Raw genomic sequence first — 12,576 nt, forward strand, 5'->3', positions numbered from 1 at the left:
CGCCGCTTAATTGTCGTGGCAGCCGCTGTCACGCACAATTAAGGTGCAACGTTCGACCAACCGTTCTCGGTCGGCGAAACGCTGACCACCGGTTCGGTCAACGCCAGCGTGATCTCATTCGAGGTCACCCGCTGGCCTTTGTTATCCTCCACCACCACCGATAAATGCCAGGTGTTGCTGGCGCCTTCCGTATAATCCCACGCCGGCATGATGATGCTCCAGCCCTCGGTGCTGTTATTAGCCGCAGGTGGCGTCAGGCTGAGCGCCGTGGTATCCCCCTGCCAGGTCAGCGACTTCACGCCATACCGATCGCGCACCTGCAGCTTAAGCTCAACCGTTTCATCATCGGTGAGGTTCCACGGCGGCGTCGCCAGATACACCGTCAGGCTCTTACGCTGACGAAACTCCATGACCGGTAGATTATTGCGCTCCGGCGCATCGTAGCGGCTGCCGCGTAGCGTACGCCGCTGCGCAACCTCGTCGGCTGCCAGCTGTTTTTTTAACGGCACGCCGAAGCGGTAGTTCACCTTCATGCCAAGGTTGTTCTGATTAACCCCGCTTTCGCCCTGTTTGTGCTGGGCGCTGAAGGTAAGCAGCGGAACGGGCGTGTAATTGAGCCCCAGGGAAACGGCGACCGGATTGTGGTAGCCGGTACCGCTGCGAAACAGATCAACGTTATCACCAAAGTATTGTTCAACGCTGAGGCTGGTATTGATGTGGTTATAGGCCGGTATCCAGGCCTGTGCGGTCACATCGTAACCGCGCGCCATCCGCTGCTGCAACGTCGTACCGCCACGATACCAATCATGAAGAGGATGATAATAGTTGGCTGAGAAGCGCAGGTTCTCGCCCCACGCCTCCGCGCCGACGCCGCCGCGATCGAGGCTGGCGTCCAGCAGGCTGTCATAAAAGGTGTTATAGCCCAGCAGCCAGTGCCCCGCGACCCAACGCTGCCCCACGCCGAGATTGCCCACCAGCCCTTCATCCTGCTGGCTGAGTCCAAGCTGGCTCCAGGTGAGGTAGCGCGTATTGTCCTCAAGCGGAATAAACCAGCTGCCGTGGCTGCCGGTCAGTTTGCCCTTTTCATCCACCAGCATCTGGAAGTCGGTGTTCCCCCACGGCGACAGCCAACTGCCCAACTGTTCGTTCACTTCGCCGTTGACCTTTTCCTGGATCTGCGTGAGGGCAAAAAGCCGCGCCTGCTCGCCGGTATCAAGGCCGTTGTCGGTCATGCTGGCTTCGCCAAACGACTTTACCATTTCGGCAAACTGTTTTTCGCCATCGTGTGTTTCCGGCGCGATACCCAGATCCGGTAGATTATCGAAAGGGTGTTCGGCCTCTTCAATAAACGTTTGCCGTGCCCGCGCGCTGCCGCTGGTTAATATCAGCAGCACCAGAAATGACGAGTAAAAACGCAAAGACAAATCCACAACCTCATAGCCAGCGTAAATCAAAGGTCGGAAATCGCCGACCCTAACGCCTTAAGTCTATTCCCTTTACGCGCATTGTTCAGCTTCTGCGGCGCATTCCAGGAATAGACTGAAAGGCTATAAAATCGCCGCCCTGCGTTCGGCGCAGGCCAGCAGCGCCTTTAGCTCCGGCAGACACGAACCGCAGTTGGTCCCGCATTTCAACCGTTCCCCCAAAGCCTCCGTTGTGGCGCATCCCTGCCTTTCAATGGCATCGACGATGGTTTTTTCACCCACGCTGAAACAGCTGCACACAATTTTCCCTACCGCCGGCCGCGCCAGATCGCGCCCGCCGAGCAGCGCATGACGTTCGGCAAGCGCCTGCGGCGCTTCGTCGAAAGCGCGTAAAATCAGCGAGACGTCAACGTCCGGCAGCGTGCGGCTGCTCCAGAATCCCAGCATCAGCTGCCCGTCATGCCAGGCCAGCAGATGCCAGGTATCCCCCAGGCTTGCGACCTGAATCTGCCAACCTTGCCGTTGACACCAGGCGAGCAGTGCGCTCTGAATCAGGCGCTCGCCGCACAGCGTCAGATGATGCAACCCCGGTGCGGCTTTACGCCACCAGTGCAGATGGCGCGGTAGCATTACCGGCGCGCGGCTCAACAATTCCCCTTGCCACAGCGGCTGCCACGGCGCAATACGCACCGCCGTTTGCTTGCTTTCCGGCTGCCCGGAATGCGGATCGACCGTGGGGGCAACCAGATTGTTGACTTTACCCTGACGCGCGAAGCCGTCATTCCAGTGCATCGGCGTAAACAGCGAGCCCGGGCGCTGCGTATCGCTCACCGCGACGCGAGCCACCATCACGCCGCGCGGTGAGCTGATCCGCGCCAGGCCGCCGTGCTGTATCGTATAGTGGGCGGCATCCTGTGGCGAAATTTCCACCATCGGCTGCGCGATATGCTGCATCAGCAGCGGTACGCTGCCGGTTCGGGTCATGGTGTGCCACTGATCGCGTACGCGCCCGCTGTTGAGAATCAGCGGATACAGCGGCTCGCTGCGCGCCTGCATGGTTTGCGGGGTTACCGGCACCATTCGTAGACGACCATCCGTACGCCAGCCGCGATGAAGATCCCATTTGCCTTCACCACGGCTAACCGGCCAACGCACCGGCGCCAGCGCATCCCACTGCGCACGGGTAAGGCTCGCAAGCCCACTGATATCGAACGCTCGCTGGCCGTGGTTCTCAAACCCGGAAAGCGCCGCATGTTCACTGAACACCTCATGCGGATGCTGCCAGCCGAATGCCTCGGCAAAGCCGAGTTCGTCGGCCACCTGAGCAATTATCCACCAGTCAGCACGCGCCTCGCCCGGCGGCGGTAAAAACGGGCGCTGACGGGAAATGCGCCGTTCGGAGTTCGTCACGGTGCCATTTTTCTCCCCCCAGGCCAGCGCCGGGAAACGAATATCGGCATAGTGCGACGTGTCCGTTTCCGCAGCGACCTCAGAGACAATCACCAGCGGGCAGGCCGCCAGCGCCTGACTCACCGCGTGGCTGTCAGGCAAAGATACTGCCGGGTTGGTCCCCATGATCCATACCGCTTTGACATCACCGCGCCCAATAGCAGTGAACAGGTCAACCGCCATCAGTCCCGGCGTCTGCGCCAGCCGCTCAGTGCCCCAGAACCGTGCTACACGGGCCAGATCCGCCGGCTCAAAATTCATGTGCGCCGCCAGCATCGTCGCCAGACCGCCCACCTCGCGCCCCCCCATAGCATTAGGCTGTCCGGTCAGCGAAAATGGCCCACAGCCTTCGCGGCCGAATTGACCGCTCGCCAGATGGACATTAATGATGGCGTTGCATTTATCGCTGCCGCTGGAGGATTGGTTGATGCCCATGGTGTAGAGCGTAATGGCACGCGGCGCCGCGATAAATTGGGCATAGAACGCCTGCACCTCGCCCTCACTCAGGCCACAAAATGCGGCGACGCGAGCCACCGTCCACCCCTCTGCCGCCGTCAGCGCAGCGCTAGCGTCGGCGTAGTCCATTCGGGCCACGCCCGCTTGCGCCAGCGCCCGCAGCAGGCCGACAAACAGCCCACCGTCGGTGCCCGGTGAAATCGCCAGGTGGCAATCGGCAATATCGCAGGTAGCCGTGCGTCTGGGATCGATAACCACCACTTTCATCTGCGGACGCCGCTGTTTTGCCTGAACCAACCGCTGATACAGCACCGGATGGGCCCAGGCAGCGTTGGAGCCCACCAGAATAACCAGGTCGCTACGCTCCACGTCTTCATAGCTGCACGGCACCACATCCGCACCGAACGCGCGCTTATAGCCCGTCACCGCCGACGACATACACAGCCGTGAGTTGGTATCAATGTTGCCCGCACCGATGAACCCTTTCATCAGCTTGTTGGCCGCGTAATAATCCTCGGTCAGCAGCTGGCCTGACGCATAAAAAGCCACCGCCTGCGGGCCGTACGCATCGATGATCGCCCGCAGCCGTTCGCCGGCCGCGGTCAGGGCTTGCGGCCAGCTCACCGCCTGACCATCAAGCTGCGGGTACAGCAATCGCCCTTCCAGGCCGATAGTTTGCGCCAGCGATGCCCCCTTGACGCACAGACGCCCCGCGTTGGCCGGATGAGTCGCATCGCCCTCCACGCTGACGACGCTGCCCTCAACGCGCGCGACAACCCCGCAGCCAACGCCACAGTAGGGACAGGTGGTTTTCGTTTCCCTCATGACGCCTCCGCGCGCAGTACCAGCGCCTGGTTGCCAACCCATACCTGCCCCTGTTCAATCTTCACCGGCCAGGCCCGCACGACCTGCTCGCCGCTGTCGCACTGTCGCCCGTCGCGCAGACGAATGCGCTGCTTATACAGCGGTGAAATGACAATCGGTTCACCGCTGGCGTCGCCCAGCAGCCCGCGCGACAGCACGTTAGCCTGGCTGCCCGGCTCCAGATTATCCAGCGCATAGACCTTATCGTTAAGCCGGAACAGCGCTATCTGCAGCTCGCCCAGACGCGCGCCAATACCGGCCTGCGGCGGAATATCCTCCAGCGAGCAGATAGCCTGCCAGGGCTTACGGCTGACCTCCAGCGCGAGCGGTGCAGCGATGACAGCCCGTTGCGGCTGCCCGCGCACCGACTGTCGCTGCATCGCTTCGTCCGGCGTTTCGCTGTTGACGAAGGAACGGAACAGCGCCAGTCTCTGCGGATCGTTGAGGGTGGTTTGCCATTCGCACTGGTAGCTCTCAATCACCCGCGCCATTTCCTGCTCCAGCTCGTCGCCGATGCCCAGTGAGTCGTCCATGATCACGCTACGCAGATAGTCGATGCCGCCTTCCAGGTTATCCATCCAGGTGCTGGTGCGCTGAAGACGATCGGCGGTGCGAATATAGAACATCAGGAAACGATCGATGGTGCGTAGCAGCGTGGCATCATCCAGATCGCTGGCGAACAGATCCGCATGGCGCGGCTTCATACCGCCGTTGCCGCAAAGATAAAGATTCCAGCCCTTGTCCGTCGCAATCACGCCGACGTCTTTGCCCTGCGCCTCGGCGCACTCCCGCGTGCAGCCGGACACCGCCATCTTAATTTTGTGCGGCGCGCGTAACCCCTTGTACCGATGCTCAAGCGTCACCGCCAGCCCGGTGGAGTCCTGCACACCGTAGCGACACCAGGTCGAGCCGACGCAGGATTTCACCGTACGCAGCGATTTTCCATAGGCGTGTCCGGTCTCAAAGCCGGCCTCCAGCAGCGCACGCCAGATTTCCGGTAGCTGTTCTAATCGCGCGCCGAACAGATCGATACGCTGCCCGCCGGTAATTTTACTGTACAGCGCATAGCGCTTGGCGATCTGCCCAATGGCGATCAGCCCGTCCGGCGTGACTTCCCCGGCGGGCATTCGTGGGACAATCGAGTAGGAACCGTCTTTTTGAATGTTGGCAAAATAGCGGTCGTTAGTGTCCTGTAGCGGCAGATGCGCCGGTTTCAGCAGATATTCATTCCAGCAGGAGGCCAGCACCGAGCCAACCAGCGGTTTACAAATTTCGCAGCCATCGCCATGTCCATAGCGGGCAATCAGCTGATCAAAGGTATGAATACGGTTGACGCGCACCAGATGATAGATTTCCTGCCGCGAATACGGGAAATGTTCGCAGATGTCTTTCTTCACCTCCACCCCCTGCTGCGCCAGCTGATATTCCATCACCTGTTTTACCAGCGCGCTACAGCCACCGCAGCCGGTCGCCGCCTTGGTGCATTGCTTAATAGCCCCCACGCTGGTTGCGCCATCGCTGACCGCCTGACAAATATCCCCTTTGCTGACGTTATGGCATGAGCAGATCTGCGCCGAATCAGGCAGCGCCGCCACCCCCAGCGCTTTAGGCGCACTGCCCTCCAGCGCGGGTAGAATCAGCCATTCCGGCTGCGACGGCAGCGCCATGTCGTTAAGCATCATCTGTAATAACGTGGCGTAGTCGCTGGCGTCGCCCACCAGCACACCGCCGAGTAGTCGTTTACCGTCGGCGCTGACCACGATCTTTTTGTAGATCTGCTGCGGCCCGTGGATCCACTGATAGCTCTGACTACCGGGAGTGCGCCCTTGGGCATCACCAAACGAGGCCACGTCAACACCCAGCAGCTTCAGCTTGGTGCTCATGTCAGCACCGGTAAACGCGGCCGGTTCACCGGCCAGGGTCGCGGCCGTGACGCGTGCCATCTGGTAGCCCGGCGCCACCAGGCCATAGATTTTGCTGTCCCACAGCGCGCATTCACCGACAGCGTAGATATCCTCACAGGAGGTACGACACTGATTATCAATCACGATGCCGCCGCGTTCACCCAGGCACAGCCCGCTGGCACGCGCCAGGCTATCCTGTGGGCGGATCCCGGCCGAGAAGACCACCAGATCGCCGCTCAGGCTCTCGCCGTCGGCAAAACGCAGCGTCAGTCCCTGCTCCGTCTCTTCAATGCAGGTTGTCGCCTTACTGGTGTGTACATTCACGCCCAACGCCGTGATTTTTTCACGCAGCATCGCCGCGCCGCCGTTATCCAGCTGTACCGCCATCAGATTTGGCGCAAACTCCACCACGTGCGTCTCCAGCCCCAGCTGACGCAGCGCATTCGCCGCCTCCAGCCCCAGTAAGCCGCCGCCGATCACCACGCCACAGGTCGCCGTTTTTGCGCGGGCGGCAATGGCATCCAGATCGTCGAGTGTGCGGTAAACAAAACAGCCGGGCAGCGTGCTGCCGGGGATCGGCGGCACGAACGGGTAAGATCCGGTCGCCAGCACCAGCTTATCCCAGTGCAGCTCGTGACCGTCGGCATCGCGAATCAGCCGGGCATCGCCATCAATCGCCGCCACGCGCTGCGACAAGCGCAGCTCAATGCCGTGTTCGGCGAAAAAGTCGCCCTCAACCAACGACAGCGAGTCGGCGCTGCGTCCGGCGAAATATTCTGACAGATGGACGCGGTCATAGGCGGCATAACGCTCCTCGCCAAAGACCACGATCTGGTACTGCCGATGCAGATTACGGCTGACGCACTGCTCAAGAAAATGGTGGCCGACCATGCCGTTTCCGACCACCGCTAAGGTTGATTTAGTCATTGTTTGCGTTCCTGCAGCCCGCGGCTGCGTCGTGAATTGGTCGAAGATCCAACCCGCTTGCGCAGGCTGCGTAGCGTGCAATAAATCGGTAAAGGTCGCCGCACGGGCGCAGTCGCCCAGCAGCAGAACGCCTATCAGGCGTTCATCGCGCACCAGCAGGCGACGATAATGGCCGGTCTGCGGGTCGAACGATGACCACTGTTCATCCTCATCGCGAGCCTCAACCTGCCCGGCGCTGAACAGATCGATACCGCTGACCTTGAGGCGCGTTCCCGCATCCTGCCAGTGAAAATCCTTGCCGGGCGCGCCGCACAGCCGCGCCGCCAGCACATCCGCTTGCTGCATACAGGGCGCGACCAGGCCAAAAGTCTGGCCGTCAATTTCGCAGCATTCGCCGATGGCGCTAACGCCGGGGACCGACGTCGCCAGCTGGCGATCAACCACAATGCCGCGCTGACACAGCAACCCTGCGGCCTGCGCCAGCGCGATATTTGGCCGCACGCCGGTCGCCATCACCACCCGCTGTGCAGGAATGTTGCGACCGTCATCAAGCATGACTGCCTGAGGGGTGATGGCCGCAATTCCGGCATTCAGTTCGCAGCGGATGCCGCGCGCCGCCAGGCGCTGTACCAGCAGTTTGCTGGCCTGCTCATCGAGCTGCTGCTCCATCAATCGACCGCTGCGTTGCACCAACGTGACGTTGTCACCTGATTGCCGCAGCGCGGCCGCCGCTTCCACCCCCAGCACCCCGCCGCCGATCACCACCGTCGCCCCCGGACTTGCCAGGATGGCATCAACATCAGCCTGAGTGCGGAAGGCAAACACATGCGGCAACGCGATGCCCGGCAACGACGGCATAAAAGCGTGGGAGCCACAGGTGAAGACCAGCTCGTCCCAGATCAGCGTGCGCTGGGTGGTGGTGACCCGACAGGCCGCAATATCCACCGCCAGCGCCGTCTCCCCGGTGCACAGCGTGATGCCGTGTCCGGCGTACCATCCCTCCGGCTGCAGCAGCGTCTGCGGAAACGTTTTCTCTCCGCCCAGCACCGGAGAAAGCAGAATACGGCTGTAGGCCGGGTGCGGCTCATCGCCGATAATCGTTATCGCAAATACCCCCGGTGCAGCGGTCACCAGCTTCTCCGCCAGCCGGGTTGCCGCCATACCGTTACCGATCATCACCAGTTTCCGCATACGCCCGTCCCTTACGCCGCTTTGGGCTGTTTTTCGTAGAGGAAATGCAGAATCTGCTGACGCAGATGGTGATAGCGCCCGTCATCAGCCAGCTGTACCCGATTGCGCGGGCGCGGCAGATTAACCTCCAGTATTTCGCCCACGCTGGCCGCCGGGCCGTTGGTCATCATCAGCACGCGATCGGAGAGCAGCACCGCTTCATCCACGTCGTGGGTTATCAAGACGATGGTGGTATTCAGCGCCTGCTGGATCTGCATCACCGAGTCCTGCAAATGCGCACGGGTCAGCGCGTCCAGTGCACCGAACGGTTCATCCATCAGCAGCACCTTAGGTTTCATCGCCAGCGCGCGGGCAATGCCAACGCGCTGTTTCATGCCGCCGGAGATTTCCGCAGGCCGTTTGTGCATCGCATGACCCATCTGTACACGATCGAGGTTGTGTTCAATCCACTCCCGGCGCTCGGCCTGGCTCATGCTGCGGCGGAAAACGTGGTCAACCGCCAGCGCGACGTTATCAAAGCAGGTCAGCCACGGCAGCAGCGAATGGTTCTGGAACACCACCGCCCGCTCCGGTCCCGGCCCCGCGATCTCCCGGTTATCGCAAATCAGCCCGCCTTCGCTTGGCAGGGTAATCCCGGCGATCAGGTTGAGCAGCGTGGATTTCCCACAGCCAGAATGGCCTATCAGACTCACCGTTTCCCCTTCGTGAATATCAAACGAGACGTTTTGTAAAGCCAGAAACTCGCCGCTGGCGGTATGGAAACGCTGGCTCACGGCCTGGACCTGAATTAATGGTTTCATGCGATTCTCCTTATTTCTCTTGCCAGCTAAAACGACGCGCAATCAGCATCAGCCCCTGCTCCAGCAGCAGCCCGACGACGCCAATGATGACGATCGCAATGAGGATGTTTTCCACGTTGAGGTTGTTCCACTCGTTCCAGATCCAAAAACCAATGCCCAGACCACCGGTGAGCATTTCCGCCGCCACAATCACCAGCCAGGCGATACCGATCGACAGCCGAACGCCGGTCAGTACCGAGGGCAATACCGCCGGGAAGAGGATTTTGCGCATGACCGTCCATTCAGAAAGCTGTAGCACCCGCGCAACGTTGAGGTAGTCCTGCGGAATGCGTCTGACCCCTTCAGCGGTGTTGATCACCATCGGCCAGATAGAGCAGATAAAAATGGTCCAGCTCGAGGCAGGCTCCGCCTTCTGGAACAACAGCAGGCCAATTGGCAGCCACGCCAGCGGGCTGACCGGGCGCAGCAGTGCGATAAGCGGCGTAAACATGCGGGAACAAAAGGTAAAGCGGCCAATCAGGAAGCCCAGCGGGATCCCGACCAGCGCCGCCAGACCGAACCCCACGGCCACACGCTGGAGCGACGCCAGCACATTCCAGCCAACGCCCACATCGTTAGGGCCATTGTTGTAGAACGGATCGGCGAACAGCGTCAGCGCGGAGTCGAGCGTGCTTAGCGGGGTCGGAAAACCTTTGCTGTTGACTGCCGCCAGCTGCCAGAGCAGCACCAGCATGCCTAATCCCATCAGCGCCGGGATCGCGCGCTCAGCCAGACCGCGAATCCGCCGACCCCATACGGGGGCATGTCGACGTACCTGCACCGGCGGCAGCGTAATCACTTCTCCCGCTGGCGCGGGCATCTTCTCAACGGTTTTGTTTCTGCTCTTCATCTCATGCTCCCAAACGTTGAATGGCAAAACGGCGGGCGTATCCGGCGGGGTCACTCCCATTCCAGACGGTGCCGTCAATCAGGGTGCTGCTGCGTAAGGTTTGCGTTGGTGCGGCGATCCCTCCCACGGCCTGCGCGGCGTCTTTCCACACGTCGATGCGGTTGATGCGCTGGGCAACGGCCAGATAATCCGGATCGCTTTTCAGCAGACCCCAGCGGCGGAACTGGGTCAGGAACCACATGCCGTCCGACAGCCACGGGAAGCTAACATCGCCCTGGTCAAAAAAACGAATCGGGTGCGCATCGTGCCAGCGACGCCCGATACCGTTGTCGTAGTCGCCGAGCATACGGCCGGTCAGGTACTGTTCTTTGGTGTTGAGCCACCCGCGCTGGGCCAGAATTCGGGCGGTTTCCCGCTTGTTATCCGCAGAGGCGTCAATCCAGCGGGCGGCGTCCATCAGCGCAGCCACCAGCGCACGACTGGTATTCGGGTACTGTTCAACCCACTCACGGCGCGTGCCCAGGACTTTTTCCGGGTGTTCCGACCAGATTTCCTGGCTGGTGGCGGCGGTAAAGCCGATGCGATCGTTGATGGCGCGGGCGTTCCACGGCTCGCCGACGCAAAAACCCACCATGTTGCCAATACGCATGTTCATCACCATCTGCGGCGGCGGAACCACCACGGTACGAATATCGCTGAAGGGATTAATGCCGCCGCTGGCCAGCCAGTAGTAGAGCCACATCGCATGAGTGCCGGTCGGAAAGGTATGCGCAAAGGTGTAGGTGCCCGGCGCGCTGTTGCCAATAAGCGTCTTCAGCGCGCTGAGATCGCTCACGCCCTGCGCATGCAAATCCGTCGATAGGGTGATTCCCTGGCCGTTACGGTTCAGCGTCATCAGGTTAGCCATCGCCTGCGGTTTACCCGCCACGCCCAGCTCCAGCCCATACAGCAGGCCATAGAGTACGTGCGCCGCGTCCAGCTCGCCGTTAACCAGTTTGTCGCGCACTGCCGCCCAGCTGGCTTCTTTACTTGGCACGAGGGTGATGCCGTACTTCTTATCGAATCCCTTTAACGCCGCAATCGCCAACGGCGCGCAGTCGGTGAGCGGGATAAACCCCACCTTGACCGTTTGCCGTTCCGGTTTATCGGAACCGGCCGCCCAGGCTGCCTGCATGATGCCCGGCAGCAGCATCGCGCCGCCCAGCGCCGCGCCCGCCTGAATAAATCGCCGCCGTGATAGTGAAAACGTCTCGCCCATATTCGCTCCCGAATGCAAAAAAAAAGCGCCCGGCAATGCTTCGCATTGCAGGACGCCTTTATCCTCGTGGTCTCCGAACCGCCGTTGGCTCGTGACCGATGATTTATTAAGTTAATGCAATTCAGATGCCAGGTCGTAAACACACGGGGTTGCGGCAAATAATGTTGTCTACGTCACCTTTTTTGCACCGCAGCAAAGCATTCATGCCCGTTCATTGTGCAACGGTGGGGGGGCCTCCTGCTGCCATAACGTCTTTACCGCCAGCAGCGCGCGCGCGATCTCTACCATGCGCTGATTCTTCTCCATCGCCATTTTGCGCAGGCAGTGCCAGGCCTGCTCTTCGTTCATCTGCCGGTAGGTCATCAGCACGCCTTTGGCTTTATCAATCAGCCGCCGCTCTTCCAGCGTATCCTTCAGCGACGCCAGTTGGCTGGAAAGCTGCTCCAGTTCGCGCGCCTGCTGGCGCACCAGCGGCAGCAGCTGCCTGTCCAGGTGCAGCAACATACCGTCGCTGACGGCGTCATCCTGCCGTGGATCGGGGGCGTTATCGTCCAGCAGCAGGCCATCAACGGCCGTCATCAGCTCGCCAATCAGCAGCTCTTCCAGCCCGCGCATCTGCTCCAGCCGCTGAGTTTGCAGCTGGAACCAGCGCAGTGCCGTTTCGCCATCATCCTCGCCGGGCTGGCGGGTACAGGCGATCCGCCGCAGCTGTTCAATCGCTATCCCCGCCTGACATTCGGTGTAAAACAGCATCTTCAGCGGGCTCGTCGCCAGCGACAGAAAGCTGTCAAAACAGGGCTGCTGGCCGTCAATACGATCGACCAGCCGTTGGCGAAGCTCCTGGCTAAAACAGCCCAGCGCAAACCCCTGCGCCCCCAGCGCACGCTCCTGACCCACCAGCTCTTTGCCCTGCATAAAGCTGTACAGCGCCACCAGCCGCGCGGCGAGCTGCGGATCGTCAATGCTGTCGTTCAGCTGTGGAATAATGTTGAGTAAATGGCGAATGGTGCGGCTGAACTGGCCGGTGGCCGTCTCGGCGGCAATTTGCCGGCTGGCAACATTTTCGCGCAGCGCGGGCAGCTGTTCCAACGACCAGACCGCACGAGCGATGCGCTGGCAAAGGCCGCTGGTTGATGGCAGATGGCGCGGCGACAGGCACCGCAGCAGCGGGCGCAGCTGTTCATCCACCAGCGCGGCGCTGGCCCGGCGCTCGGCGCCGTACAGTCGCCCCTGTGAACATAACCAGATGTTGGAGGCCCCGCGTTCACACTGTAACATATGCACGACGTGGCTTATCTGGCTGACCAATTGCCCTTGCCGCGCCAGCTGCCGAAGCTGGTCTTTCTGCACCTGCCGCGCGTAGCGAAACCACTCGATAGCGTCGGGGGTATCATCTTCATGATTTATCATATGC

7 protein-coding genes are annotated in these 12,576 nt (G+C 61.0%); all 7 read right to left on the reverse strand.

Annotation, left to right across the window (positions count from 1 at the left end; all coding sequences use genetic code 11):
* Positions 1 to 38: 38 nt before the first annotated feature.
* The 7 genes from H7R76_RS13295 to nasR all read right to left on the reverse strand — a co-directional run bounded on the left by H7R76_RS13295 (position 39) and on the right by nasR (position 12,572).
* Complete coding sequence (locus H7R76_RS13295; RefSeq protein WP_106929054.1) at positions 39 to 1,430, reverse strand: YchO/YchP family invasin; 1,392 nt, start codon at positions 1,428 to 1,430, stop codon at positions 39 to 41.
* A 117-nt stretch (positions 1,431 to 1,547) separates the two neighbouring features.
* Complete coding sequence (locus H7R76_RS13300) at positions 1,548 to 4,154, reverse strand: nitrate reductase (protein WP_182965477.1); 2,607 nt, start codon at positions 4,152 to 4,154, stop codon at positions 1,548 to 1,550.
* Complete coding sequence (nirB, locus tag H7R76_RS13305) at positions 4,151 to 8,215, reverse strand: nitrite reductase large subunit NirB (protein ID WP_182965479.1); 4,065 nt, start codon at positions 8,213 to 8,215, stop codon at positions 4,151 to 4,153. Before nirB ends, H7R76_RS13300 begins: the two co-directional genes overlap by 4 nt.
* Before the next feature lie 11 nt (positions 8,216 to 8,226).
* Positions 8,227 to 9,015, reverse strand: a complete 789-nt coding sequence (locus H7R76_RS13310; protein WP_106928876.1) for an ABC transporter ATP-binding protein — start codon at positions 9,013 to 9,015, stop codon at positions 8,227 to 8,229.
* Positions 9,016 to 9,025: 10 nt separating this feature from the next.
* Complete coding sequence (gene ntrB, locus H7R76_RS13315) at positions 9,026 to 9,904, reverse strand: nitrate ABC transporter permease (RefSeq protein WP_182965481.1); 879 nt, start codon at positions 9,902 to 9,904, stop codon at positions 9,026 to 9,028.
* Between the two features lies 1 nt (position 9,905).
* Positions 9,906 to 11,162, reverse strand: a complete 1,257-nt coding sequence (locus H7R76_RS13320) for a CmpA/NrtA family ABC transporter substrate-binding protein (RefSeq protein ID WP_182965483.1) — start codon at positions 11,160 to 11,162, stop codon at positions 9,906 to 9,908.
* 201 nt (positions 11,163 to 11,363) lie between these two features.
* Complete coding sequence (gene nasR / locus H7R76_RS13325; protein WP_106928880.1) at positions 11,364 to 12,572, reverse strand: nitrate regulatory protein NasR; 1,209 nt, start codon at positions 12,570 to 12,572, stop codon at positions 11,364 to 11,366.
* Positions 12,573 to 12,576 lie beyond the last annotated feature (4 nt).

Source organism: Klebsiella sp. WP8-S18-ESBL-06 (assembly GCF_014169755.1).
In the GTDB taxonomy this organism is placed as follows: domain Bacteria; phylum Pseudomonadota; class Gammaproteobacteria; order Enterobacterales; family Enterobacteriaceae; genus Kluyvera; species Kluyvera ascorbata_B.